Here is a 25,914-nt window from a genome sequence, read left to right on the forward strand (position 1 = left end):
ATGTCAGCTCATGAGTTCGACTACATCATCATTGGGGCCGGGACGGCGGGCTGTCTGCTCGCCAACCGGCTGAGCGCCGACTCGGGTAACCGGGTGCTGTTGATCGAGGCGGGGGGCAAGGATAATTACCACTGGATCCATATCCCCATCGGCTATCTGTACTGCATCGACAATCCGCGCACCGATTGGCGCTTTCGCACCGAGCCGACCGAGGGCCTGAATGGCCGCCAGCTGCTCTACCCCCGGGGCAAGACTCTGGGCGGTTGCTCGAGCATCAACGGCATGCTCTACATGCGCGGCCAGGCCCGGGATTATGACCACTGGGCCGAGGTCACCGGCGACGATGACTGGCGCTGGGATAACTGCCTGCCGGCCTTCATGCGCCATGAGGACAACTATCGGCGGGATGAGGCGTCGGCGGACGTTGACGGTGATGCCGCTCATTACCACGGCCACGGCGGCGAGTGGCGGGTCGAACGCCAGCGCCTCAAGTGGCAGGTGCTCGACGATTTCGCCAAAGCCGCCCAAGAGGCGGGGATTCCCGCCACCAGCGACTTCAATCGCGGCGACAACGAGGGCGTCAACTATTTCGACGTCAATCAGCGCAAGGGTTGGCGCTGGAATGCCGCCAAGGCCTTCCTGCGCCCCACCTGCACCCAGCGCGATAACTTCACCCTGTGGCATGACACTCAGGTGATGCGCCTGACCTTCGACCAGGCGACCGACGGCGAGGCCAGGGGGCGAGAGAAACCGCACTGCCAGGGCGTGGAGGTACTGCGCGGAGGCGAGACGCTCAGGGTGACGGCTCGCCGCGAGGTGATTCTATCGGCCGGCGCCATCGGCTCGCCTCAGCTGCTGCAGGTATCGGGGGTGGGCCCGCGAGCGCTGCTCGAGGCTCATGATGTGCCGGTGGTGAAAGACCTGCCCGGGGTCGGCGAGAACCTTCAGGATCATCTGCAGATTCGTGCGGTGTATCGGGTGGAGGGGGCCAATACGCTCAACACCATGGCCAACTCGCTGTTCGGCAAGGCCCGTATCGGTCTCGAGTACCTGCTAAAGCGCTCCGGGCCGATGAGCATGGCGCCTTCGCAGCTGTGTGCCTTTACCCGCAGCTCGAAGGATCAGCCGCACCCCAACATCCAGTACCACGTCCAACCACTGAGCCTGGAGGCCTTCGGCCAGCCGCTGCATGATTTTCCGGCGATCACGGCGAGTGTCTGCAACCTGAATCCGACCAGCCGTGGCACGGTGCGCATCAAGAGCCCTGATGCGCGCGAGGCGCCGGCCATCGCGCCTAACTATCTCAGCACCCCGGAGGATCGCAAGGTGGCGGCGGACTCGCTGCGGGTGACGCGGGAGATCGCCGCCCAGCCGGCCTTCGCCAAGTATCACCCGCAGGAGGTGAAGCCGGGCACCGAGTACCAGAGCGATGAGGATCTGACTCGTCTCGCCGGCGAGATCGGCACCACCATCTTCCATCCGGTCGGCACCGCTCGCATGGGCGCGGCGGATGATCCGATGGCGGTGGTCGACTCCCATCTACGGGTGCGGGGCGTGAAAGGGCTCAGAGTGGTAGACGCCAGCGTGATGCCGACCATCACCAGCGGCAATACCAACTCGCCGACCCTGATGATCGCCGAGAAGGCCGCCAGTTGGATTCTCGCCGAGCAGCACTCACGCCCGGCGCTGGAGTCTAGAACGTCAGAAAAAACGGCAGCAGGCTGAGGCCCAGCAGCAGGCCCAGCGCGATCAGGGTGACCAGCACGGCCGCGGGGTGCTGGCGCACCCTGTCCCACACCCCAGGCGTCTCGCCCCGCTCGTGAGCCTCGGCGTACTCCCGGTGCACCCGCTCATAGAGGGACTGCTGGTAGGCGTCGACCAGGCTGCGGGCCTCTTCGAGGCGCGATTCATCGATCAGCCACAGGGCCGGTACGGAGAGCTTCCAGCGGCCCGCTTCGGTCTCGTAGAACTCGAGATCATGCTCGGCGAGCAGCTCACGCACCTCTTGGGCCTCTTCTTCAGGCACGTCTCGCAGGTGGAAGAGTAGGGCGGCCATCAGCTGTCGCCCCCCTGGCCGCCATCGTGCTGCATGACCACTGTCCGCTCGCCGGTATCCACGGCCTTGCTGAGCACCACGTTTCTCTGTCCCTTTCTGGACTGGCAGGCCAGGAACTCGGAGTTTTCAAGCCACTGCTGGTCCGGATAGTAGGCGAACAGATACTGGTTGTCCTCGAGGCTGTCGATCAGCGGCTTGGCCACGTCGCTCGGCACTGCTGGGCAGCCCCAGCTGCGACCCAGGCGGCCATTGGCCTCGATGAAGTCCTCGCTCACGTAATCGGCGCCGTGCATGACGATCGCCCGTTCATAGGCCCGGTCGTTGATGCCGGGTTCCAAGCCTTCCAAGCGCAGGGAGTAGCCGTTGCTGCCGGTATAGCTCTGCTTGGTGCGGAAGAGCCCCAGGCTCGACTGATGGCTGTCCGGCGTATTGGAAAAGGCCCGGGCAAATTCCTGGCCAGTACCCTGGCCATGGGACACCAGTTCCTTGAACAGCAGCCGTTGCTGCTGGAGATCGAAGACCCACAGGCGCTTTTTGTTGGCCGAACGCGAGAAGTCGATGACCGCCAGCCGCTTGGCGTCGGGGTCGGCGCAATTGAGCGCCTGAGCCGCAAGCTCCAGCACCCTGGGCGAGGCCTCGGGAGCCAACTGTTCGAGCGTCTGGGGAAGCGGCTGAGACTGTGGTTGAGAGACTGGCTGAGAGGGCTGCTGAGAGAATGGCTGGGCCAGGGCGGGCGCCGCCGGCCCCAGCGTGGCAAGACTCAGCGTGGCAATGCCTAGCTTGGCCAGACTTCGTTTCGCAAGACTCAACTTAGCAAGGCCCCGTTTGGCCACACTCTGTTCGGCAAGAAGCGGTTCGGAGAGCCCCTTTCTGAAAAGGCTCAGAGCAGGGCACAGAGGGGAGCTAAGAGGGAAGCGCAGGGTGGAGGGAAACAACGGGTGACGTCCATGGAGCTGGCGAGGCGGGCTCGTCGGCATGGAAAAAGGCTCCTTCCACAGGCGGCATAGCCGGTGGGTGATGAATCCTTACATTAGGAAAAAGGCCCTGTAATGGGGCCTCCACGTAGACAGCGGCTATTATGACAACAGGGAAGGTCATCGCCAAACGCTGAACAAGCGTCGGCGGGTCAAGGCCCTGCCAGGGTGATCGCTGCGCTCATGGCCACCGTCGTCATATCAGCGACGACAAGCGGTGAATGTCGTCATGCAACAAAGACAGCAATAAGGTGGGAGAGCGATCCATGGGAAACGTCATCGACAGGCCCGGCCACCGGCTTCCTCGGCGGGTGCTGGGGCCGTGCCTGCTGGTACTGGGGCTGACCTGCGCCGCTTCTGGCGCCTGGGCTCAGGTCGAGGCTGTTTCCGCCGAGACCATTTCCGCCGAGACCGTATTGTTACACACCAGGGTTTCAGAGACCTTGCCCTCTGAAACGGTTCCCTCTGAGGCCCGAACTGGCCAGGCCGCAACCGTCGAGGGGACAGGCAGTGAATCGCCTGCCGAGGTGGGTGTCGAGGTGGAGGAACCGCCCGCTCCAGAAGCGGCGCCCGGTTCTTCATCGGCGCCCACTGCACTTGCGACGCCTTTCGAGGCTTACGTGCGTGCCGCCAGCCAGCCCCTTACCCACGGCAGTGATCTGCTGAGCTTCTACGAGGTCTTCGGCTTTCGACAGGCCTGGGCAGACCAGGCGCGGGTCGAGGCGCTGACATCGGCGCTTGAAGGACTCGACGCCGATGGCCTGGTCGTCGCGGATTATTCGACGGCGGCGCTGCTGGCCGCTTACCGTGACCCCATTGATGTGACATCTCTTGGGGAGAGCACCAGCGAGGTTGCCCGCTGGCGATTCGAGCTCGCCGCCACTCAGCGGCTGGTGCTGGCGCTCAGGCACCTGTATCTGGGTAAAGTCGATCCTGTGCGCACCGATGCGGAGTGGGAAATTCCGCTGCCGGACTTCGCGCCGGACTGGGCGGCGATCGCCAGCGCGGTGGCGAATGGCGATCCCGCCGCAGCGCTTGAGCAGGTACGCCCGCATCAGACGGCCTACCGGCAGTTGCGCCAGGGGCTGGCTCGCTATCGCACGTTGCAGGCCGCGGGGGGCTGGATACCGCTGGCGTCGCTCACAGGCGTGCTGCGCCCCGGCGATCGTGCGCTGGAGGTGATTGCCCTGCGGCGCCGGCTGGCGGCGCTGGGGGATCTTGAGCTGCTGATGCCGGATCTCACGCCCACGGCATCGGCGTCGGGTTTGGGGGCCACCCAGGACGCTGTTCCCGAGCCTGGCCTCGCATCGGGCTCTAGCGCTGACCAGATCTATGATGCGCGGCTGGTGGCTGCCGTGGAGCGTTTCCAGCATGAGCACCTACTGGAGGTGGATGGGGTGGTCGGCCCGCGGACCTGGACGGCGCTGAGCGTCAGCGTGGCCGAGCGCGTCGATCAGATTCGTCTCAATCTCGAGCGACTGCGCTGGCTTTCCCATGCCTTGCCCGAGCGCTATGTGCTGGTCGATATCGCGGGTTATGAGGTGAGCTACGTGCGGCCGGGCCAGCCGACCTGGCAGTCCCGAGTGGTGGTCGGGCGGCCTTATCGGCGCACGCCGACTCTGCGCTCGGCGATTACCCACATGACCTTCCATCCCACCTGGACCGTGCCGCCAACCATCCTGCGTGAGGACGTACTGCCTGCCGTTCGGCGCGACCCCTTTTATCTGGTGCGCCATGACATGCGCGTGCTGGATCGCCAAGGCTGGCCACTCGACCCCTGGCAGGTCGACTGGTGGCGGCCGGGGCCCATCAAGATTCAGCAGCGGGCCGGGCCGTCGAATCCCCTTGGCGATGTGGTGATCCGTTTTCCCAACCGCCATCTGGTGTACCTGCACGACACCCCGTCGCGTTCGCTTTTCGATCGTGCCCAGCGCTCCTTCAGTTCGGGCTGCATTCGCGTCGAGGGCGTGCTGGAGCTGGTGCAGCTATTGTTCGAAGATGATCGCGCCTCACCGGATGAACCTGACGGTGCCGCCAGGCTCAGCCGTGCGCTCCAGAGGACGGACACCCACAACGTTAGGCTGCGCGTGCCGGTGCCTGTGTTCCTGTTTTATTCGACCGTTCAGCCCGCTGCTGATGGGCGTTTGATCTTCCGCCCAGATGTCTATGAACGGGACGCTACAGTGCTCGCTGCACTGGTTGAAAAAGGGGGTGAAAATTTGTTTGACGCGCCCTGACCGCGCATGCATAGTTCGATCAGTTGGTTGGCAAGATGCATTTCGTCAGTAGCACCCGAATTCGTTGTAAGCGCTTCGGTAGTCTGGTGAATATCGTACTTGTTTTGCCCACTCACTTCGGGTAATTCCCGGTTCACTATCAGCTATTCGAGGACTTCGACAATGGCAACTGGCACAGTTAAGTGGTTCAACGACACCAAGGGCTACGGCTTCATTTCTCCGGAAGATAACGGCGACGACCTGTTCGCGCACTTCTCCGAGATTCAGGCTGACGGCTTCAAGACCCTGCAAGACGGCCAGAAGGTTTCCTTCGACGTCACTCAGGGCAAGAAAGGCCTCCAGGCTTCCAACATCAAGGTCATCGACTGAATCGTCGACCCTGATGCGCTACAGCTGGTTCGCTAGCCTGTAGCCTCCACAAGGCCCGCCTCCGGCGGGCCTTGTGCGTTTCAGCGCCCGGCAACCCCTCGCCGGCTTCTCTCCTACCTCCTGTCCTCGCCGCTTTCCTACTTTTTTGCGTTCATTTCTGCATTGCCGCGTCCCTCTCTCAATCTGGGATTTTGGAATAACGAAATTTCTACAAATAACTTTTCGCTATATTCGCGACAGGTCACAATAGGCCACTTTCGGTTTTTCTGGTGGGTGGTCGATGTCTTTGGATGCCTGGCTTGCCGTTGCCGTGGTGGTTGCCGTCTTTCCGATGATGGCGCTGACCCGGATCGGCACCGACATGATTCTTTTGGGTGCGGTCGTGGTGCTGATGACCTTCGGTGTGATCGGCCCCGATCAGGCGCTGGCGGGGTTCTCAAGCAGTGGCCTGTTCACGGTGGCCTTCATGTATGTGCTGGTGGCCAGCATCCGCGAGACCGGCGGCATTGATCTGATCATCCGCCATGGCCTGGGCCGGCCTCGCAGTGAAGCTGCGGCCCAGTGGCGGCTGCTGGTGCCGGTGGCCACCATGAGCGGCTTTCTCAACAATACGCCGGTGGTCGCGACCTATATTCCGGCGGTGCTGGGCTGGAGTCGACGCATCCGCCAGCCGGCCTCGCGCTTCCTGATGCCGCTGAGTTTTGCCTCCATTCTTGGCGGTACCGTATCGCTGCTCGGCACCAGCACGAACCTGGTGGTCAACGGCTTGCTCGGCGAACGCTATCCACAGCTGAGCCTGGGGCTCTTCGACATCGCCTGGGTGGGGGTGCCCATGGCGATGACCGGCGTGCTCTACCTGGCACTGGTGGGGCGGCACCTGCTGCCGCGGGGCGGTGGTACCGCTCAGGCCTTCGAGAATCCGCGAGAGTTCACCATCGAGATGGAGGTCGACCCCGAAGGGCCGCTGGTCGACAAGAGCGTCGAGCAGGCGGGGCTGCGTCACCTGGAAGACCTGTTCCTGGTCGAGATCGAGCGCGGCGGCAACGTGGTCAGCGTGGTGGGCCCGGGGGAGATGCTCAAGGGCAACGACCGGCTGGTGTTTGCCGGCACCTCGGCAGGCGCGGTGGAGCTGCAGCAGATCCGGGGGCTGATGCCATCGCGGCAGGGTGAGCTGAGTCTCGAGAAGGATTACAAGGAGCGCCGGCTGGTCGAGGTGGTGGTCTCCGATCAGTGCCAGTTCGTTGGTCAGCGCATCCGCGAGGGTCACTTTCGCACCCTCTATGGCGCGGCCGTCTTGGCGGTTTGTCGCGGTGGCGAGCGAGTCGCCGGCAACCTGGGCCAGATTCGCCTGCAACCCGCCGACGTGCTGCTGCTCGAGGCACGCCCGCCGTTCATCGAGCGTCACCGCCAGTCTCGCGATTTCCTGCTGATCAGCCAGGTCAACGGCCAAGCGCGGCCGGTGCACGAGAAGGCCTGGCTCGCCTGGAGCATCTTGGGAGGCGTGGTGGTGTTGGCGACCTTCGGCGTGATGAGCATGCTCAACGCGGCGATGCTGGGTGCCGCGCTGGCCGTGATCACCGGCTGCTGCTCGGTGGGTGCCGCCAAGCGTGGCATGGACACCCAGGTGCTGCTGACCATCGCGGCCTCCTTTGGCCTCGGCGCGGCTCTTGAGAGCTCCGGCGCTGCGACGGCGCTGGCCAGTTCCGCGCTGGGGGTGGTGGATGCCAGTCCTTGGCTGCTGCTGGTTGGCGTCTACGTGCTGGTGGCCTTGCTTACCGCGCTGGTCACCAACAATGCGGCGGCGGTGATTACCTTCCCTATCGTCACTGCGGCCGCCGAGAACCTGGGCGTGAGCCCCATGCCCTATGTGATCGCGGTGATGTTCGCCGCCTCGGCGAGTTTCATCACCCCGATCGGCTATCAGACCAACCTGATGGTCTATGGGCCCGGCGGTTATCGCTTCCGCGACTATCTGCGGGTCGGCGGGCCGCTCAACCTGATCACCGCGGCGGTGGCGCTGGGGCTGATCCCTCAGATCTGGTCCTTCTAGGTTCTATTTGGAAAAGGTCCGCGCTCGCCGTGGCGAGGCGGCTGGGGTAGGGTAACGGCAACGTTTTTCCTGCAAGGAGCCGCCTGATGAGCACTTCCAATGAGCGCGTAATCGAACCCGCCGGCGGTCGCCCGGCCAATGCCAGCCTCATCCTCCTACACGGCCTGGGCGCCGACGGTAATGACCTGGCACCGATCGTGCCGGCTTTCACGCTGCCCGATAGCGTATCGCTGCGCACGGTGCTGCCCCATGCGCCCCGTCTGCCGGTCACCGTCAACGGCGGCATGCAGATGCCCGACTGGTACGACATCCTCGAGATGAATCTTGGCCGCCGGGTCGACGAGAACCAGCTGCGCGTCTCTGCCCAGCGTGTGCATGAACTGATCGATGCCGAGATCGCTCGTGGCATCGACAGCCGCCATATCATCCTGGCCGGTTTCTCCCAGGGCGGCGCCGTGGCCTATGAAGCGGCGCTGACCTATCCACAGCCCCTTGGTGGCCTGCTGGCGCTGTCGACCTACTTCGCGACGGCGGACTCCATCGTGCCCAGTGACGCCAACCGGGACCTGCCCATCGAGGTGCATCACGGTACCTTCGACCCGGTGGTGCCGGAGTCCCTGGGGCGCGAAGGCGCCAAGCGCGCCGAGGCCATGGGGCACCCGCTGACCTATCGCAGTTATCCGATGCAGCATGCGATCTGCCCGCAGCAGATCGCCCAGATCAGTACCTGGCTAGGTGAGCGCCTGGGCGACGGCGTCAATGAGCCGGCCAAGAGCTGAAGGAGCCGCGATGCACCCTGATCCTCGTCTTTCGAGTCCGGCAGTGGCGCGCAACCGCGCACCGATTCTTGACGTGCTGGAGCCTGCGCTCCACGCGGCCCTGAGCGCGTGCGGCGGCGATCGCCTGCGCGTGCTGGAACTGGCCAGCGGTAGCGGCGAGCATGCGCTGTACTTCTCCCGGGCGCTGCCCTGGCTCGACTGGCAGCCGAGCGACCCGAGCCCGGAGGCGATTGCCTCGATTCGGGCCTGGCGGTCAGCGCAGGGCCCCGCCAATCTGGCTGAGCCGGTGGCATTGGATGCGACACGCCGGCCTTGGCCGCTGGAGGAAATCCATGCGCTGGTAGCGATCAATCTCGCTCACATCTCGCCCTGGGCGGTCACCGAGGCGCTGATGGGCGAGGCCGGTGCGCGGCTGCCGTCGGGTGGTCTGCTCTTCCTCTATGGCCCTTTCCGTCGCGGCGGCCAGCACACCGCTCCCAGCAACGAAGCCTTCGATGCCTCGCTGCGGGCACGAGACCCACGATGGGGAATTCGCAATCTGGAGGCGGTGATGGCCTGCGCACAGGCCGAGGGATTGTCGCTCGAGAAGGTGGTCGAGATGCCGGCCAATAACCTGAGCGTGGTCTTACGCAAGCGCTAGGCAATGCCTGGCACCAGGGAAGATCGTAGGGTCGCCAGTGTTTGATAAGACAGGGCCCGCTTGAACTCTCGGCCGATTGCCCAGATGATTTATCCAGAACATCACCAGATCTTCTCAGGAGACATGCATGCCCGATCTATCCGAAGACTTCCGCCTGCCGGTCGGTTGCCCCAACTGCTCAAGCCACCGCATGCGTGTATCTCAGGTGCACAATCCTGACGACAAGGTGTTCTGTGCCTCCTGCAATACTCATGTGTGCCTCTACCACGAGGCCCAGGAGATCATTCGCAAGGGCGCGGGCAGCGAGAGTGAAGCGCTGCTCGAGGAAGCCGCCAACCGCCAGCGCTGAGCCGGTCGGTAGCCGCGCTCGATCAAGGATGACGTGCAAGACACGCTACGCAAGACGCCCGCCTGATGGCGGGCGTCTTTGCTTGCAGAGGCTGATGATCTGGCGGGCTACAGCAGTTCCTCACCCGCCAGGGCCAGCCGCGAGCGCTCGACGCTTCTCAGCGTGATATGGCCGGCATGGGGCCAGTCGCGGAAGTTCTGCACCACCGCCGCCATGCCGCAGGTGTTGGCGGTGAGGTAGGGAGTGTCGATCTGGCCGACGTTGCCCAGACAGACGATCTTGGTGTTGCGCCCGGCGCGGGTGATCAGGGCTTTCAACTGTTTGGGGGTAAAGTTCTGCGCCTCGTCGATGATCAGGAAGGTGTCATTGAGGGTGCGGCCGCGCATGAAGCCTGGCGAGCGGATCTGTACCCGCGAGCCGATCAGCGACCGGGTGGCGTCATTGTTCCAGCTCGATGAGCCGTCTTTCTCGTCGCGCAGCAGGTTGTCCATGTTGTCATGGAAGGCGCCCATCCAGGGCGACATCTTCTCTTCCTCGGTGCCGGGCAAAAAGCCGATGTCTTCGCCCATGGGGATCGGCGCCCGAGTGAAGACGATGCGCTCGAAGCCCTTCATGTCCAGCGTCTGCTGGAGCGCTGCCGCCAGCGTCATGAAGGTCTTGCCGGTGCCCGCGTTGCCGGCAATGGTCACCAGGTCGATATCCGGGTCCATCAGCAGGTTGAGGGTGAAGTTCTGACGGCTGTCGTGGGCGTGCACGCCCCACACGCCGGCGTGGTGGCGGTAGTTGGAGAGTAGCTGCAGCCGCGCGCTGTTCGGGCTCAGCTCGCGGATGATGGCTTCGAAGTTGGCGCCGTTTTCGCAGTCAGAGACCAGCATGCCGACGTGCCAGTCACTGGGCATTTCGCCGCTCAGCTTGTAGTAGGTGTGGTGGTCGGCTCGCTCGACCTTGACCTCGACATTGAGCGCTTCCCATAGCCCCACGCCATGCTCGCCGGCGTCCGGGTATACCTTTGCGCCCTCGCTCATGACGTCCTGGTCAGAGAAAGCGCGGTCGTTGAGATAGTCTTCTACCGGTACCTTGAGGGCGGCGGCCTTGACGCGAAGGTTGATGTCCTTGGTGACCAGAATCACCGAGGCATCCGGGCGGTCATCGCGCAGCCGACAGGTTTCGGCGAGGATACGGTTGTCCGGACTGTCTTCCAGGTTGTCCAACGGTTTCAGGTCGTTATAGCAGAGGAAGCGCAGGCGTCCGGTGACGCCGATGGAGCCGGGAATCGGGATGCCGGCCTGGATCTCATCGAAGCTGACCTGGCTGGTGATATCGGAGAGGGTGCGGCTGACTTGACGGGCGGTACGGGCGATCTCGCGAATGCCGTTCTTGTGCTTGTCGAGTTCCTCCAGCACGGTCATGGGAATGACCACATCGTGCTCTTCGAACTGATAAAGGGCGGCAGGATCATGAATCAGGACGTTGGTGTCTAACACGTAAAGCCTGGTGGCTTTCTTGTCGATTCGTACCATCGGCAGGAACACTCCTTGGTTAACGGCAGTTCCGACACTGGCAGTGGGCCCTTACGAGGGCATGACAGTTCAAACCTGATCTCGGCCGGTGTCGCTTCTCCTGTCCTTGCGGTCTCTTGATGCCTCCTGTCGCTGGGTGGACGTTACCCGATAGCTTTAGCATGAACGCAGTGCACGCGATTCGCCAATCCGATCCCTTTCACGCTGTGGCGACGTAAGCATTTGCCTGACGCTTCGCTCAGTTGTGCAGTGCATTATTCATTAACCTACCCCATCGCTGTCATGGCGACCAGCCTCTTGAGTGCCTTGTCGTTTCGCCTCGCCATCGGCGAAATAAGTCGCCAAGACTTGAGCCATATCATTCTCCGAGCGTGACGTTTTCAACTAGCTTTTAAGCATCGGCGTTCATTCGTGGCACGCCGCCACGCTTGCCCGGAGCCCGGCCAGTTGGAATTCAAGGATTACTACCAGACGCTCGGGGTGGCAAAGACCGCCACCGCCGAGGAGGTCAAGAAGGCCTACCGCAAGCTGGCCCGCAAGTATCATCCCGATGTCAGCAAGGAGCCGGATGCCGAAGCGCGCATGCAGGCGATCAATGAGGCCAAGGAAGTCCTCAGCGACCCTGAGAAGCGCGCTGCCTATGACCAGCTGGGCCAGGACTATCGGGCCGGTCAGGATTTCAGGCCGCCACCGGACTGGGATGCGGGCTTCGAGTTCACCGGCCGCGGTTTCGAGGGGGCCGAGGCGGACGAGTTCAGCGACTTCTTTGCCAACCTGTTTGGCCAGGCCGGGCGCCGCGAACAGCGCGGCCAGGGTTACCGGATGCGCGGCGAGGACCGCCACGCCAAGGTGATGATCGATCTCGCCGATGCCTACCAGGGCGCGACGCGCACCATCACCCTGCAGGTGCCCGAAATGGATGCTCAGGGCCGGGTGGTGACCCGTCAACACAGCCTCAGTGTGAAGATTCCCAAGGGCGTCAAGGAAGGCCAACACATTCGCCTGACCGGGCAGGGCAGCCCGGGCATCGGCGGCGGGCCGCCGGGCGATCTGTTTCTGGAAATCCACTTCCACCCCGATCCAGCCTTTCGCGTCGAGGGTCGCGATGTCTACGCCAGCGTGCCGGTGACGCCCTGGGAGGCGGCGCTGGGAGCCAGCATCGAAACACCCACGCCCGCGGGGCCGGTCAGGCTCAAGGTGCCTGCCGGCTCGCAAAGCGGGCGTCGGCTGCGCCTCAAGGGGCGCGGTATTCCCGGGCAGGAGCCGGGCGATCTCTATGTGGAGCTTACGGTGGTGCTGCCGCCAGCGGATACCGACAAGGCGCGCGAGCTCTACGCCACCATGGCACGGGAGCTCGATTTCAATCCGAGGAGGGCTGGTCATGGCAGACGATAAAGCCGTGCGTGGCGAGTTGATTGATGAGTCCACGCTGACCCTCGAGGAGCTGGCTCGTGCCTGTGCGGTGGAGGCCGACTGGGTCATCGAGCGGGTCGAGAGCGGCCTGTTGGCCGATGGCAGTCGCTATGTGACCAGTCAGCGCTTCACCAGCCAGCGTTTCACCAGCCGAGACCTGACTCGGGCCCGGCGCCTGCGCCAGGTCGAACGTGACTTCGAGGCCGAACCGGAGCTCGCCGCGCTGGTCGCCGACCTGCTCGAGGAGGTCGAGCGGCTGCGAACCCGGCTGCGCGCGAGGGGGAGAGCGTGAGCCAGGTGTCGCCGTCTGACGCGGCGGCGTCTCCCGGCGGTGAGGGTGATTCTGCCCCCTCTCCTGAGAGGAGCCGAGGGGTCGTGGTCGCCGTCCGCGGTAGCGTCGTCGAAGTGCGTTTCGCCGACCAGCTGCCGCCGATTCATACCATCGTGCGGGCCGGCAGCGAGCAGCAGATTGTCATCGAGGTGCTGGTGCAGCTCGATGCCCACCACCTGCGCGGCATCGCCCTGACGCCCACCCAGGGGCTGGCCCGCGGCATGCCGGTGATCGACAGCGGCGGCCCGCTCAAGGCGCCGGTCGGCCGCCAGACCCTGTCGCGAATGTTCGATGTATTCGGCCGTCCCATCGACCGCCTGCCTGCCCCGGAACCGGTCGAATGGCGCTCGGTACACCGGGCGCCGCCTGCGCTGGCGCGCCGCTCGACCCAGTCGGCGATCTTCACCACCGGCATCAAGCTGATCGATGTGCTGGTGCCGCTGGAGCGCGGCGGCAAGGCGGGCCTGTTCGGCGGCGCCGGGGTCGGCAAGACGGTGCTGCTCACCGAGATGATTCACAACATGGTGGGCACCCAGCAGGGCGTCAGCCTGTTCTGCGGTATCGGTGAGCGATGTCGCGAGGGCGAAGAGCTCTACCGGGAGATGAAGGAGGCCGGCGTGCTGCCCAACATGGTGATGGTGTTCGCGCAGATGAACGAACCGCCCGGGGCGCGTTTTCGGGTCGGCCATGCGGCTCTGACCATGGCCGAGTACTTCCGCGACGACGAGCATCGCGACGTGCTGCTCTTGATCGACAATATCTTTCGTTTCATCCAGGCCGGCGCCGAGGTGTCGGGGCTGATGGGCCAAATGCCCTCGCGGCTCGGCTACCAGCCGACCATGGGCACCGAGCTCTCGGGGCTCGAGGAGCGAATCGCCAATACCGACAGCGGCGCCATCACCTCGATCCAGGCGGTCTATGTACCGGCGGACGACTTCACCGACCCGGCGGCGGTACACACCTTTTCGCACCTCTCGGCTTCCATCGTGCTGTCGCGCAAGCGGGCCAGCGAAGGCCTGTATCCGGCCATCGACCCGCTGCAGTCGAGCTCCAAGATGGCGACCCCCGGCATCGTCGGCGAGCGCCACTACCGGCTGGCCCAGGAAATTCGACGGACTCTCGCCCAGTACGCAGAGCTCAAGGACATCATCGCCATGCTCGGCCTCGAACAGCTCTCCCCGGAGGATCGAAAGGTGGTGGCCCGGGCCCGCCGCCTGGAGCGCTTCCTCACCCAGCCGTTCTTCACCACCGAGCAGTTCACCGGCCTTGGCGGTCGCCTGGTCAGCCTCGACGATGCCTTGGAGGGCTGTGAACGGATTCTCGCCGACGAGTTCCAGAACGTGCCGGAAAGCGCCCTCTACATGATCGGGGCCATCGATGAAGTGAAGCTCAAGGCTGACGATGAAGCCAAGCGCAAGGCTGACGACGCGGGCCGAGGTAACGCTGGCAAAGCCAAGGCCAGCGAAAAAACTAAGGCCACCGAAGAAACCAGGTCCAGCGAAGAGGAAGCGCGTAACGCGCCCACGAGTAAGGAGAAAGCGAGCCAGCAGGAGGCCGGACATGTCGACTCAAGCGACGACGCCTGATGCGCTGATGACCCTCAAGGTGCTGCTGCCGTTTCAGGTGTTCGTCGAAACCGGAGGAGTGTCGCGGGTCGTGGCCGAGACCGTCGAAGGCTATGTCGGCCTGCTGCCCCGGCGGCTCGACTGTGTGGCCGCGCTCACGCCGGGCATTCTGATCTACGAGACCGCCGCCGACGGTGAGCGCTATGTCGCGGTGGACGAAGGGGTATTGGTCAAGGCCGGGTACCAGGTGCTGGTATCGGTTCGCAGGGCGCTGGTGGGCCACGATCTCGGTGAACTGCATGCGGCGGTCGAGCAGGCCTTCCTCAGTGTGGACGAGCAGGAAAAACGGGTGCGCTCGGTGATGGCCAAGCTGGAAAGCGGCTTTCTCAAGCGCTTCGCAGGCTTCGAACATGACTGACGCACCGAAGCGGGGGAGCGATAAGGACAAGCCGAGCCTCTCCGAGCAGGTCGGGGCCAAGGCGGCGCGTAAGCTCAAGGCGCGCCGTCACAGCGGCCAGGGCGTCTGGTTCGGGCTCGGCATGATGGGGCTGATCGGCTGGTCGGTGGTGGTGCCGACCCTGCTTGGCGCGATGATCGGAGTATGGCTCGACAAGCGTCATCCGGGGCCACCGTCCTGGACATTGACGCTTTTGCTGATCGGGTTGGTGATCGGCTGCTGGAATGCCTGGCACTGGGTGTCCAAGGAAGACCGGGCCATCCACGACGCGCAGCGCAACGGCGATGGGGACGAGCCCAAGACCAAGACAGAGGCCAAGACCCCATCGGGCAATAACGAGGAGCACCGGCGTGACTGAGCGATTCAACGGGGTTGGCCCGATAGTTTACGAGGCGTTGTTGACCTGGGCACCGGCGGGGCTGGCGGGCCTGGCGCTTGGCGCCTTCTTCTTCGGTGGGCTCTACTGGACCGTTCGCCGCGGGCTCGTCTCGACGCGGCCGGCACGGTGGTTTCTGGCGAGCCTCGCAGTGCGCCTGGCGGTGACGCTCTATGGTTTCTATCTGGTGGCCGGCGATCAGTGGCCGCGGCTGCTGGCCTGCCTGGTGGGTTTTCTGATCGCTCGTGTGGCGGTCACCTGGCTCACCCGCAGGCCTCGCTCAGCGGATGTCGTCCCAGTGGAGGCCGCCCCGGAGGAAGCCACCCCGGCACAGGAGGTGCGCCATGCGCCTGAGCCCTGATGAGATCATTTTCTGGCAGTTCGGCATGCTCAAGCTCAATGCCACCATCCTCTACACCTGGGGGCTGATGCTGGTGCTGGTGGTCGGCGCCTGGCTGATTACCCGCCGGCTGTCGAGTGGCCATCAGCGTTCGCGCTGGCAGAACCTGCTGGAAATCATCGTCACCGGCATCATCGCCCAGATCCGCGACGTGGGCCTCGATCAGCCGCGTCATTATATTGGCTTCATCGGCACCCTCTTCCTGTTCGTGGCCGCGGCGAGCCTCGCCACGATCCTCCCCGGCTATGAGCCGCCGACCGGCTCGCTGTCGACCACCGTGGCCCTGGCGCTGACGGTTTTCGTGGCGGTGCCATTCTTCGGTATTGCCGAGCAGGGCCTCGGCGGCTATCTGCGCTCCTACACGCAGCCGACGGTGGTGATGCTGCCCTTCAACATCATCAGCGAGCTGTCGCGGACCCTGGCACTGGCGGTGCGCCTGTTCGGCAACATGATGAGCGGCACCCTGATCATCGCCATTCTGCTCTCCATCACGCCCTTCCTGTTCCCGGTCATCATGAACCTGCTGGGCCTACTCACCGGCATGGTGCAGGCGTATATCTTCAGCATCCTGGCCACCGTCTACATCGCGGCGGCCACCCGCACGCGAAAGCCCGAGCTCAAGGCCGCCGCGCCGGCTGGCGGCGAGATCCCGCCGTGATAGTCGCGGCTATGCCTAAACGGGCCTCGCTGTTTTTCGCGTCTCATCGCTTTTCTGCAATGCGCCTCGCTACGGATCAATACGCCTCTTGGAGACTTCTATGGACAGCATGACGCTTATCGCGGTGATCTCGATCTTCACCGCCGGCATCACCACCGGCTTTGGCACCATGGGGCCGGCGTTCAGCGAGGGAAGGGCGGTCGCGACGGCCCTGACGTCACTGGCCCAGCAGCCGGATGCCTCCGCCACCATTACCCGCACCCTGTTCGTTGGCCTGGCCATGATCGAGTCCACCGCCATCTACTGCTTCGTGGTCTCGATGATCCTGATCTTCGCCAACCCCTTCTGGAATCACGTCATCACGCTGGGCTCGGGGTCCTGAGCCATGATCATCGACTGGTTCACCGTGCTGGCCCAGCTGCTCAATTTTGCCATTCTGGTGTGGCTGATGAAGCGATTCCTCTATCAGCCGATCCTGAATGCCATTGACGCCCGGGAGAGCCGGATCGCTGCGACCCTGGCCGATGCCGATGCCCGGCAGGCCAAGGCCGATGAGGAGCGCGAGCGCTTCAAGGCAAGCAATGCCGAGCTCGAGGCTCAGCGCACGGCGCTGATGGCTACGGCAAGCGAAGAGGCGGCGACCGAACGTACGCGGCTGCTCGAGGAGGCCCGGCAGGCGGCCGATGACATGCGCGATCAGCGTCAGAATGCGCTGCGCACCGAGGCCGAGCGGCTTAACCAGACGCTGCGACGCCAGACCCAGGACGAGGTGTTTGCGATGACGCGCCAGGCGCTGAGTGACATGGCCGATGAGGGCCTGGAAGCGCGCCTGGTCGCGGTGCTCCTCAAACGCCTCGACGAGATGGACGAGGACACCGAGCAGCGCTTCGCTGCGGCGCTCGAGAGTGCGCCGTCCAAGGACGCCTCGTCAGTCAGGGTGCGTAGCGCCTTTCCCCTGCCCGACGCCCAGCGGGCGGCGATTCGCGAGGCTCTCACTCGGCGCTTTCCCGCTGAGTTTACCCCTGAGGACCTGGCAACCAGCAGTCGTCTCGAGTTCAAGGTGGCGCCGGAGGTGATCAGCGGCATCGAGCTCACCGTCAACGGCCAGCAGCTTGCCTGGAGCCTCGAGGGCTATCTCGACGCCCAGGAGCAGGCCGTCGCCGCGCTCCTCAAGGACAGGATCACGCCGGACGCCGCGTCATGAAGGATGAGAGCCCCGGTATCGGCACCCAAAGCGAGTCTGACGCCGGGAAGGCGTCTGGTCCTGGTGACGTCGCGCCCGAGCAGCCGGCGAGTCTCGAGGCCGTCTTCATCGAGGCTTTCGCCGACCTGCGCCATACGCGAGAGAATACGCCTTTTTCGCTGTCGACCCGCGAGGTGGGCATCGTCACCAGCGTATCCACCGGCATCGCCCGGGTCGCGGGCCTGCCCAACGTCGGCTTCGAGGAACTATTGCGCTTTCCCGGCGAGATCTACGGCATTGCCTTCAACATCGACGAAGACGACATTGGGGTGGTGCTGCTGGGCAACTACTGGCAACTGGAGGCCGGTGATGACGTCGAGCGCACCGGCCGGGTGGTGGATGTGGCGGTGGGCGAGGGCTTGCTTGGGCGCATCATCGACCCGCTGGGGCGCGCGCTGGACGGTCAAGGTGCGCTTGCCACCGATGAGCGCCTGCCCATCGAGCGGCCGGCGACGGCGATCATGGATCGCGCCCGGGTCAGCGTGCCGCTGCAGACCGGCCTCAAGGTCATCGATGCGCTGATCCCGATCGGCCGCGGCCAGCGCGAGCTGATTCTGGGTGACCGGCAGACCGGCAAGACCGCCATCGCGCTGGACGCCATCCTCAACCAGCGAGGTCAGGACGTGGTCTGCGTCTACTGCGCGATCGGCCAGCGGGCTTCGGCGGTGGCCAAGGCGGTGGCCGTGCTGCGCGAAAAGGGAGCGCTTGCCTATACCGTGGTGGTGGTCACCGAGGGCAATCAGCCGCCAGGGCTTTCTTATATTGCGCCCTATGCGGCGACCAGCATCGCCGAGCATTTCATGGAGGCCGGCCGCGATGTGCTGATCGTCTATGACGATCTTACCCAGCATGCCCGCGCCTATCGCGAACTGTCGCTGTTGCTGCGCCGCCCGCCGGGTCGCGAGGCTTTCCCCGGCGATATCTTCTACATCCACTCGCGGCTTCTGGAGCGCGCCACCCATCTACGCGAGGAACTGGGCGGCGGCTCGCTCACCGCCCTGCCGATCATCGAAACCGAGGCCCAGAACATTGCCGCCTACATTCCCACCAACCTGATCTCGATCACAGATGGCCAGATCTACCTGTCACCGACGCTGTTCGAGCTCGGCGTGCTGCCGGCGGTGGACATCGGTCAGTCGGTGTCGCGGGTCGGTGGCAAGGCCCAGCGGGCCGCCTATCGGGTGGCGGCCGGTGATCTAAAACTGGCCTACGCCCAGTTCGAGGAGCTCGAGACCTTCGTGCGCTTCGGCGCCCGCCTCGACGAGGCTACGCGACAGGTGCTGGAACATGGCCGACGCATTCGCGCCTGTCTCAAGCAGCCGGCCTTTGCGCCGGTTGCGGTGCCAGCGCAGATCACCCTGCTGCTGGCGCTCGGCGAAGGGCTGTTCGACTCGCTGCCCCTCGAGAAGATGCCGGCCGCCGAGCAGGCCCTGCACGATGCGGCCGCGACGCTGCCCGAGGCGGTATGCGAGCGCTTCACAAGTGCCGACACCCTGAGCGATGAAGACCGTCAGGCGATACTCGACGTGGCCCGCCAGGCGCTGTCTCCGTTTCAGCCGGTCGCCGACGATGCGGCGGCCGTCGCCAAGGAGGGGGCGTCATGATCGAGACCATGGCCAGCCTGCGCCGCAAGATCGACAGTGCCGGCGATCTGCAGTCGGTGGTGCAGACCATGAAGGCGCTGGCGGCCTCGAGTATCGGCCAGTATGAGCATGCGGTGACGGCCCTTGCCGACTACACCCGCACCGTGGAGCTGGGACTTTCGGCCTGCTTTCGCGAGGCGGCCCTGGCAACCGCGGCGATAGAGAGAGACAGCCCCGAGACTGCGGCTGGTTCTAGCTCAGGCGTTGGCACGCCAACGGGGCCGGTCAGTGCCGTGGTGTTCGGCTCCGATCAGGGCCTGGTGGGCCAGTTCAACGACCTGGTGGCCGACGAGGCGTGTCGTGTGCTCGGCGCATTGCCGGGTACGCCGGAGGTGTGGGCGGTGGGCGAGCGGGTGTACGCCCGGCTGGCCGATGCGGGGCTCGAGCCGGCCGGACAGTTCGGCGTGCCGGGCTCGGTGGAGGGTATCGCGCCCCTGGTCGGGCAGATCCAGCTTGAAAGTGACGCCCACCGCGATGCCGGCGTCTTTTACGTCTTCCACAACAGACCCAAGCGGGGCTCGCTCTATGAGCCGACCCACCAACGCCTGCTGCCCCTCGATGCAGCCTGGCAGCAGCGCCTGTCCAGCATTCCCTGGCCGACCCACAACCTGCCCGAGGTGCTCTGCCAGGGCAGCGTCACCCTGCGTGGGCTGATCCATGAATACCTGTTCATTTCGCTGTACCAGGCCTGTGCCGAGTCGCTTGCCAGCGAGAACGCCAGCCGGCTGGCGGCGATGGAGCGCGCCGATCGCAATATCGATGAACTGCTGGAGACGCTTCACGGCACCCTGCATCGCCTGCGTCAGAGCTCGATTGATGCCGAGCTTTTTGATGTCATCTCAGGCTTTGAGTCTCAGCGCTAGAGGATTGTGGCGCCTTGAGCGCAGAGGCCGCCAGGAGCGTCAACAGGGCGTAGTGTGAGGCCACGGGACGATGCCGAGCACCTACCCGTGGCGTTGGCAGGGGGCTGTGTCAGCCGAGCTTCCCCAGTACGGTATCGGCGCTGCTCTCGTCAACGCCCTTGGCGTCGACGCCCAGGTATTCCACCACGCCGTCGTTGGCAATCAGCGCAAAGCGCTTGCTGCGAGTACCCATGCCGCCAGCGCTTACATCCATGTCGAGGCCCAGGGCACGGGCGAACTCGGCGTTGCCATCGGCGAGCATCGTGATTTGCTGGGCGTTCTGGTCTTTCTGCCAGGCATCCATCACGAAGGCGTCGTTGACCGCCATGCAGGCGATGGTGTCCACGCCCTTAGCGAAGATGTCGTCGGCCTTGATCACGAAGCCGGGCATGTGGGTGTTGGAGCAGCCCGGGGTGAAGGCACCGGGAACGGCGAACAGCACCACCTTCTTGCCGGCAAAGAGCTCGCCCAGGGCGATGTCTTCCGGGCCATTGGCGCCGTTGGTCTTGATAGTGACGTCGGGGATCCTGTCGCCTACGGAAATACTCATGCGGCGCTTCCTCTCTTGGGAAATGGCACGGCCAGCAGGGGGCAGGCCGTGAACCCTCACTCTAGCAAGGGCGTCGCAGAGGGGAAAACCACAAGACATGCCCAACGTTCAGGGCGAGCGGTTTACCGGCAGCTTATCTCAGCTTGGGTAGAGCGAAGTGAGATGCTGGCCGCTCGCCTACTCTCGCCAATTCTTGCCAATTTATGTGGCGCCCGCATGACCAAGTATCGCCAGCCTAGTGGCGTTTCGCGACGTGGTGCATTGGCCGGTCGACAAGGCTTGTACAATGCTAGGATACTCCTTCGTTTCAAGGAGTTTCATCGGACCGAGAGGGCGGCATGGACAAGCGCAAGGGCGGCATTCGACGCCGTAATGTCGAGAACATCCTGCTGGCGGCAGAGCGGGTCTTCGCCGAGAAGGGCTATGCGGGAGCGTCGGTGGTCGAGATTGCCGAGCTGGCCGAGATCCCTAAGTCCAACGTGCACTATTACTTCTCCACCAAGGAGGAGCTTTACCGCGAGGTATTGCTGGGGCTGCTTGAGGTCTGGAAGCAGGATGCGCTGTGCTTCGAACTCTATGATGACCCGAGAGTGGTGCTCTCGACCTACATTCGCGCCAAGATGGCTCATTCCCGTAATCGTGCCGCGGGCTCCAAGGTATGGGCCGCCGAGGTGATGCAGGGCGCGCCGGTGCTCGGGGACTGCCTGCGTGAGCACCTCTACGAGTGGGCCAAGCTCAAGGAGGCCAAGATCCGCACCTGGATCGAGGCAGAACAGATTCTGCCGGTCGATCCATCTTACCTGCTGTACATGATCTGGGCCTCTACCCAGCATTACGCCGATTTCGACTATCAGATCTGCCTGCTCAACGATGATGCGCCGCTGGATGACCTGCAGTTCGAGCGCGCCGTGCAGTCGGTAACCAGCATCATCTTGCGCGGGATCGGCCTGTCGTCCTGAGAGTCCATTGACCAGAAAAACGCCACCCCGGGCAAACCCGGGGTGGCGATATAATGATAAGAGAGTGTAACAAGAGAGGTTGAGATAGAGTGGCGCGAGAGTGATCTGGAATTGACTCAAACACCACCTTATTGAAGTGCCATCCTCAACCGGCGGCGCGGAAGGGATTACGCGGGTCCTCATTCCAACTCAGGTAGGGCTTATCGTTCTGCTGCGGCACCATGGTGATGCAGTCTTGCACCGGGCAGGTGATCTGACACAGGTTGCAGCCCACGCACTCGTCTTCGATGACCTCGTAGCGTCGTGCGCCGCTCTTCTCGATCAGTTGGGCGATCGACTGGTGGGAGGTATCCTCGCAGGCGATATAGCAGCGCCCGCATTGGATACACATGTCCTGGTCGATGTGGGCGATGGTCTGGAAGTTCATGTCGAGATACTTCCAGTCGGTGGTTTTGGCCACCGCCTTACCCGAAAACGCCTCCAGGTTCGCGTACCCCTTTTCCTCCATCCAGCGAGCCAGGCCGTCCTTCATCTCCTCGACGATGCGAAAGCCGTGCAGCATGGCGGCGGTGCACACCTGAACCGCACCGGCACCCAGGGCCATGAACTCGGCGGCGTCGCGCCAGTTGGAAATGCCACCAATGCCGCAGATCGGCAGATCCCGGGTGGCCGGGTCGCGGGCGATCTCGGCGACCATGTTCATGGCGATCGGCTTGACCGCCGAGCCGCAGTAGCCGCCGTGGGTGCTCTGGTGGCCCACGGTGGGTTTGGCCACCATCTGGTCGAGATCAATCGAGGTGATCGAGTTGATGGTGTTGATCAGCGACACCGCATCGGCGCCGCCGCGCAGCGCGGCCTTGGCGGGCTCGCGGATGTCGGTGATGTTGGGGGTCAGCTTGACGATCACCGGCAGGCTCGAGTAGGTCTTGCACCAGCGGGTGACCCGCTCGATCAGCTCGGGGTTCTGACCCACCGCCGCGCCCATGCCGCGCTCGGGCATGCCGTGTGGGCAGCCCAGGTTGAGCTCGATGCCGTCGGCGCCGGTGGCCTCGACTCGGGGCAGGATCGCCCTCCAGCTCTCTTCGACGCAGGGCACCATGATCGAGACGATCATCGCCCGATCCGGCCAGCGTTTCTTGACCTCGGTGATCTCGCGCAGGTTGATCTCGAGGCTGCGGTCGGTGATCAGTTCGATGTTGTTGAAGCCCAGCACCTCACGGTTGTGGCCGAAGTGCGCGGAATAGCGCGACGAGACATTGACCGGTGCCGGGTCCTCGCCGAGGGTCTTCCAAACGACGCCGCCCCAGCCGGCCTCGAAGGCGCGCTCGACGTTGTAGGCCTTGTCGGTGGGCGGCGCTGAGGCCAGCCAGAAGGGGTTGGGCGACTTGATGCCGGCGAATTCGATGCTCAGGTCGACCTGGGGTTTCTTCGCTGACGCCTTCATTACGCCACCTCCTGACGGGCCATGAGGTCCTGGTGAATGGCCTGGGCGGCCAGCTTGCCGTGCTGCACGGCCTGTACGGTGAGGTCCTGTCCCGGCGCCACGCAGTCACCGCCGGCATAAACGCCGGGCAGGCTGGTGCGCAACTGGCCATCGACGTGAATCCTGTCGACCTCGGGCTCCAGCCGCGCGGCGCGGGTATCGCTCAGGCTGTCCGCGGCGAAGGTCTGGCCGATGGCCGTGAAGACCGCATCGGCGGCAAGCTCCAGGGTCTCGCCGGTGTTGACCAGGCGGCCATCCTGCTCCTGGGTGCGCGCGAAGCGCATGCCGGCCACCCGGCCCTGATCATCCAGCAGTATCTCGTCGGGCGTCGCCCAGGTGACGATGCGAACCCCGTTGGCCCGGGCGATGTCCTGCTCGTGTCCGGTGGCCGACATGGCCTCGACGCCGCGGCGGTAGACCAGGGTGACGTCATCGGCACCCAGGCGCGCCATTTGCACTGCCATATCGATGGCGGTATTGCCGGCGCCGATCACTACGCATCGCTTGGCCAGCGGCAGTTCACCGAGATCGCTGACCTGGCGCAGCTCCCGGATGTACTCGGTGGCTGGCATCAATCCGGGCGTCGCTACGCCCGACGCCTCTTCACCGGTCAGGCCGAGTCGCCGGCTGGCGCCGAGGCCCAGGCCCAGGAAAACGGCGTCATGCTCGGCCTGAAGCGCTTCGAGGCTCAGGTTGTCGCCCAGGCGCTGGCCATGGCGAATTTCGATGCCGCCGATCTCGAGCAGGAAATCGATCTCCCGCTGGGCGTAATCGTCGGTGAGTTTGTAGCGGGCGATGCCGTATTCGTTGAGCCCGCCGGGCTTGGGCTCGGCCTCGAAGATGGTCACCCGATGGCCGTGCGTCGCCAGGCGATGGGCGCAGGAAAGGCCTGCCGGACCAGCGCCCACTACGGCGATATGCTTGCCGGTGTCGGCGGCGCGGGTAAAGGGATGGCCGTCGAAGTCCATGTGGTCGATGGCGTGGCGCTGCAGTAGGCCGATCAGTACCGGTTGGCACTCCTCGTGATGATTGCGCACGCAGCTCTGCTCACAGAGGATCTCGGTGGGACAGACCCGGGCGCAGCTGCCGCCGAGGATATTCTGCTCGAGAATGGTTTGGGCGGCGCCGTTGATATTGTCCTCGCTGATCTCGCGGATGAAGCGCGGGATGTCGATGTCCGAGGGGCAGGCCTGGATGCAGGGCGCGTCATAACAGTACAGGCAGCGCTGGCTCTCGATGATGGCCTGGCGCGAGGTCAGCGGCGGATGCAGGTCGCTGAAGCCCGCCTCCAGGGCCGCGCCGGCGTCACGGCTGTCTGCGGCGTGAGGCAGGTGGCTGAGAGGGTGTGAATGGGTCACGGTGATCACCTTGGTTGTTGTTATGGGCCCCTCGCGCCGGTCAGGTGGGCGCGAGGGGCATTGGTGTGCTTTTGCGGGTAAAGCCTCAATCGCGTTCGACGGCGGTGGGCGCGTTCACCTCGGCGCGACGCTGGAGCACGTCGTAGACGCCGGGGTAGGCCGGACGCTCGAGGTAGCGGCCGGCGCCGCGTTCGGCGTGCAGCTCGCCGTCGCGCCATACCCACTTGCCCTGGCTGACGGTGTGGCGCGGGATGCCGGTGACCGTCTTGCCCTCGAAGATGTTGAAGTCGATGTTCTGGTGGTGAGTCTTGGCCGAGATGGTGCGCGTGCCCTTGGGATCCCAGACCACCAGGTCGGCATCGGCACCGACCCGCACCGCACCCTTGCGTGGGTAGAGGTTGAAGATCTTGGCGGCGTTGGTGGAGGTCAGGGCCACGAATTCCTGAAGCGAGAGCCGGCCTGAGTTGACGCCCTCGTCCCACAGCACGGCCATGCGGTCTTCGATGCCGGCGGTGCCGTTGGGAATCTTGGTGAAGTCCTCCTTGCCCATGGCTTTCTGCTCGGCGCAGAAGCAACAGTGGTCGGTGGCGGTGGTCTGCAGGTTGCCAGACTGCAGTCCCTTCCATAGAGCATCCTGGTGCACCTTGCTGCGGAAGGGCGGGCTCATCACGTAGGCAGCCGCAGTGCCCCAGTCCTTGTTGCGATAGACGCTGTCATCGATCACCAGATGGCCGGCCAGGCACTCGCCGTAGACCGCCTGGCCCTGCTGGCGGGCGTAGGTGATCTCGTCCAGTGAGTCCTTGCAGGAGACGTGCACCACGTAGATCGGGGCACCTAGGGTGCCGGCGATGCGGATCGCGCGGCTGGCGGCTTCCCCCTCGACCTGCGGCGGCCTGGACAGCGGATGGGCCTCGGGGCCGGTGAGGCCCTGAGCGAGCAGCTTCTGCTGCAGGTGATAGACCAGTTCGCCGTTCTCGGCATGCACGGTGGGCACGGCGCCGAGTTCGAGGCAGCGGGTGAAGCTTTCCACCAGGATGTCGTCGGTGGCCATGATGGCGTTCTTGTAGGCCATGAAGTGCTTGAAGCTGTTCACGCCGTGCTCGTGGACCAGGGTGCCCATGTCCTCGCGCACGCTGTCGTCCCACCAGGTGATGGCGACGTGGAAGGCGTAGTCGGCGGCGGCCTTGTCGGCCCAGCCGCGCCAGGTCTCGAAGGCCTCCATCAGCGACTGGCCGGGGCTCGGGATCACGAAGTCGATGATGGTGGTGGTGCCGCCGGCGAGTCCCGCCGCAGTGCCGGTGTAGAAGTCCTCGCTGGCCACGGTGCCCATGAAGGGCAGTTGCATATGGGTGTGCGGGTCGATGCCGCCGGGCATCACGTACTGGCCTTCGGCGTCGATGATCTCGGCACCGGCCGGAACCTCGAGGTCGAGGCCGACGGCGGCGATATGGCCGTCGACGCACAGGACGTCGGCGCGGAAGGTTTCGTCATGGGTGACGACGGTGCCGCCACGGATCAAAAGCGTCATGGTCGCTGCTCCCTAGGTGTTGTCCGAAGAGTCTTGCCTGCTGTTGGGGGCTCGCAGGCAGTGGCCTGCCGCCG

26 protein-coding genes are annotated in these 25,914 nt (G+C 64.5%); 19 read left to right on the forward strand and 7 right to left on the reverse strand.

Annotated features, from left to right (window positions below):
- Entirely contained in the window at positions 1–1,725 is a 1,725-nt protein-coding gene (locus BCL93_RS05070) for a GMC family oxidoreductase (RefSeq protein WP_112054031.1), read from the forward strand.
- Here the strand turns inward: BCL93_RS05070 and BCL93_RS05075 are convergent.
- Positions 1,694–2,056 (reverse strand): DUF6164 family protein, encoded by a 363-nt coding sequence (locus BCL93_RS05075; protein WP_112054032.1) that lies wholly within the window; start codon positions 2,054–2,056, stop codon positions 1,694–1,696. The genes BCL93_RS05070 and BCL93_RS05075 overlap by 32 nt on opposite strands.
- Positions 2,056–2,865 (reverse strand): murein L,D-transpeptidase catalytic domain family protein, encoded by an 810-nt coding sequence (locus BCL93_RS05080; protein ID WP_258395991.1) that lies wholly within the window; start codon positions 2,863–2,865, stop codon positions 2,056–2,058. The genes BCL93_RS05075 and BCL93_RS05080 overlap by 1 nt, the downstream gene beginning before the upstream one ends.
- Before the next feature lie 431 nt (positions 2,866–3,296).
- On the opposite strand from BCL93_RS05080, the gene BCL93_RS05085 reads away from it, so the two are divergent.
- The 6 genes from BCL93_RS05085 (at position 3,297) to BCL93_RS05110 (ending at position 9,454) form a co-directional block, all read left to right on the forward strand.
- A complete protein-coding gene (locus tag BCL93_RS05085) occupies positions 3,297–5,267 on the forward strand; it encodes a L,D-transpeptidase family protein (RefSeq protein ID WP_181463031.1) in 1,971 nt (656 codons plus the stop codon).
- A gap of 162 nt (positions 5,268–5,429) precedes the next feature.
- Positions 5,430–5,636: a cold-shock protein gene (locus BCL93_RS05090; RefSeq protein WP_092527699.1), complete on the forward strand. Its 207-nt coding sequence runs from the start codon at positions 5,430–5,432 to the stop codon at positions 5,634–5,636.
- Positions 5,637–5,916: 280 nt separating this feature from the next.
- Positions 5,917–7,686 (forward strand): SLC13 family permease, encoded by a 1,770-nt coding sequence (locus BCL93_RS05095; RefSeq protein WP_112054035.1) that lies wholly within the window; start codon positions 5,917–5,919, stop codon positions 7,684–7,686.
- 86 nt (positions 7,687–7,772) lie between these two features.
- Positions 7,773–8,465 carry an alpha/beta hydrolase gene (locus tag BCL93_RS05100; protein WP_112054036.1) on the forward strand — a complete coding sequence of 231 codons (693 nt, stop codon included), beginning with the start codon at positions 7,773–7,775 and terminating at the stop codon, positions 8,463–8,465.
- 10 nt (positions 8,466–8,475) lie between these two features.
- Positions 8,476–9,105: a DUF938 domain-containing protein gene (locus BCL93_RS05105; RefSeq protein WP_220086239.1), complete on the forward strand. Its 630-nt coding sequence runs from the start codon at positions 8,476–8,478 to the stop codon at positions 9,103–9,105.
- A gap of 127 nt (positions 9,106–9,232) precedes the next feature.
- Positions 9,233–9,454, forward strand: a complete 222-nt coding sequence (locus BCL93_RS05110) for a hypothetical protein (RefSeq protein ID WP_112054038.1) — start codon at positions 9,233–9,235, stop codon at positions 9,452–9,454.
- Positions 9,455–9,561: 107 nt separating this feature from the next.
- Here the strand turns inward: BCL93_RS05110 and BCL93_RS05115 are convergent, their stop codons facing one another.
- Positions 9,562–10,974, reverse strand: coding sequence for a PhoH family protein (locus BCL93_RS05115; RefSeq protein WP_112054039.1), 1,413 nt, complete (start codon positions 10,972–10,974; stop codon positions 9,562–9,564).
- 411 nt (positions 10,975–11,385) lie between these two features.
- Between BCL93_RS05115 and BCL93_RS05120 the strand changes: the two genes are divergently transcribed.
- The 11 genes from BCL93_RS05120 (at position 11,386) to BCL93_RS05170 (ending at position 19,923) form a co-directional block, all read left to right on the forward strand.
- Positions 11,386–12,369: a DnaJ C-terminal domain-containing protein gene (locus BCL93_RS05120; protein WP_258395993.1), complete on the forward strand. Its 984-nt coding sequence runs from the start codon at positions 11,386–11,388 to the stop codon at positions 12,367–12,369.
- Entirely contained in the window at positions 12,356–12,679 is a 324-nt protein-coding gene (locus BCL93_RS05125; RefSeq protein ID WP_112054041.1) for a chaperone modulator CbpM, read from the forward strand. The genes BCL93_RS05120 and BCL93_RS05125 overlap by 14 nt, the downstream gene beginning before the upstream one ends.
- An 83-nt stretch (positions 12,680–12,762) precedes the next feature.
- Positions 12,763–14,304 (forward strand): F0F1 ATP synthase subunit beta, encoded by a 1,542-nt coding sequence (atpD, locus tag BCL93_RS05130; RefSeq protein ID WP_181463032.1) that lies wholly within the window; start codon positions 12,763–12,765, stop codon positions 14,302–14,304.
- Entirely contained in the window at positions 14,279–14,701 is a 423-nt protein-coding gene (locus tag BCL93_RS05135; protein WP_258395994.1) for a F0F1 ATP synthase subunit epsilon, read from the forward strand. Before atpD ends, BCL93_RS05135 begins: the two co-directional genes overlap by 26 nt.
- On the forward strand, positions 14,694–15,098 hold the full coding sequence (locus BCL93_RS05140; protein WP_112054042.1) for an AtpZ/AtpI family protein: 405 nt from the start codon (positions 14,694–14,696) through the stop codon (positions 15,096–15,098). Before BCL93_RS05135 ends, BCL93_RS05140 begins: the two co-directional genes overlap by 8 nt.
- Positions 15,091–15,477 carry an ATP synthase subunit I gene (locus BCL93_RS05145; protein WP_220086240.1) on the forward strand — a complete coding sequence of 129 codons (387 nt, stop codon included), beginning with the start codon at positions 15,091–15,093 and terminating at the stop codon, positions 15,475–15,477. Before BCL93_RS05140 ends, BCL93_RS05145 begins: the two co-directional genes overlap by 8 nt.
- Positions 15,461–16,174 (forward strand): F0F1 ATP synthase subunit A, encoded by a 714-nt coding sequence (locus BCL93_RS05150; protein WP_112054043.1) that lies wholly within the window; start codon positions 15,461–15,463, stop codon positions 16,172–16,174. Before BCL93_RS05145 ends, BCL93_RS05150 begins: the two co-directional genes overlap by 17 nt.
- 100 nt (positions 16,175–16,274) lie before the next feature.
- Positions 16,275–16,556: a F0F1 ATP synthase subunit C gene (locus BCL93_RS05155; RefSeq protein ID WP_112054044.1), complete on the forward strand. Its 282-nt coding sequence runs from the start codon at positions 16,275–16,277 to the stop codon at positions 16,554–16,556.
- A 3-nt stretch (positions 16,557–16,559) separates the two neighbouring features.
- Positions 16,560–17,378 carry a F0F1 ATP synthase subunit delta gene (locus BCL93_RS05160; RefSeq protein ID WP_112054045.1) on the forward strand — a complete coding sequence of 273 codons (819 nt, stop codon included), beginning with the start codon at positions 16,560–16,562 and terminating at the stop codon, positions 17,376–17,378.
- Positions 17,375–19,021: an alternate F1F0 ATPase, F1 subunit alpha gene (locus BCL93_RS05165; protein ID WP_112054046.1), complete on the forward strand. Its 1,647-nt coding sequence runs from the start codon at positions 17,375–17,377 to the stop codon at positions 19,019–19,021. The genes BCL93_RS05160 and BCL93_RS05165 overlap by 4 nt, the downstream gene beginning before the upstream one ends.
- On the forward strand, positions 19,018–19,923 hold the full coding sequence (locus BCL93_RS05170; RefSeq protein WP_112054047.1) for a F0F1 ATP synthase subunit gamma: 906 nt from the start codon (positions 19,018–19,020) through the stop codon (positions 19,921–19,923). Before BCL93_RS05165 ends, BCL93_RS05170 begins: the two co-directional genes overlap by 4 nt.
- Positions 19,924–20,032: 109 nt before the next feature.
- Here the strand turns inward: BCL93_RS05170 and BCL93_RS05175 are convergent, their stop codons facing one another.
- Positions 20,033–20,512, reverse strand: coding sequence for a peroxiredoxin (locus BCL93_RS05175; RefSeq protein WP_112054048.1), 480 nt, complete (start codon positions 20,510–20,512; stop codon positions 20,033–20,035).
- Positions 20,513–20,850: 338 nt separating this feature from the next.
- Here BCL93_RS05175 and BCL93_RS05180 point away from each other — a divergent pair, with 338 nt between their 5' ends.
- Entirely contained in the window at positions 20,851–21,471 is a 621-nt protein-coding gene (locus tag BCL93_RS05180) for a TetR/AcrR family transcriptional regulator (protein ID WP_112054049.1), read from the forward strand.
- A gap of 145 nt (positions 21,472–21,616) precedes the next feature.
- On the opposite strand, the gene preA is transcribed toward BCL93_RS05180, so the two are convergent.
- From preA to hydA, 3 genes are all read right to left on the reverse strand, one after another.
- Entirely contained in the window at positions 21,617–22,915 is a 1,299-nt protein-coding gene (preA, locus tag BCL93_RS05185; RefSeq protein ID WP_112054050.1) for an NAD-dependent dihydropyrimidine dehydrogenase subunit PreA, read from the reverse strand.
- A complete protein-coding gene (locus BCL93_RS05190) occupies positions 22,915–24,312 on the reverse strand; it encodes an NAD(P)-dependent oxidoreductase (RefSeq protein ID WP_181463033.1) in 1,398 nt (465 codons plus the stop codon). Before BCL93_RS05190 ends, preA begins: the two co-directional genes overlap by 1 nt.
- A gap of 85 nt (positions 24,313–24,397) precedes the next feature.
- On the reverse strand, positions 24,398–25,840 hold the full coding sequence (gene hydA / locus BCL93_RS05195; RefSeq protein ID WP_112054051.1) for a dihydropyrimidinase: 1,443 nt from the start codon (positions 25,838–25,840) through the stop codon (positions 24,398–24,400).
- Positions 25,841–25,914: the final 74 nt, after the last annotated feature.

It is taken from the genome of Onishia taeanensis (assembly GCF_003268885.1).
Taxonomy (GTDB): domain Bacteria; phylum Pseudomonadota; class Gammaproteobacteria; order Pseudomonadales; family Halomonadaceae; genus Onishia; species Onishia taeanensis_A.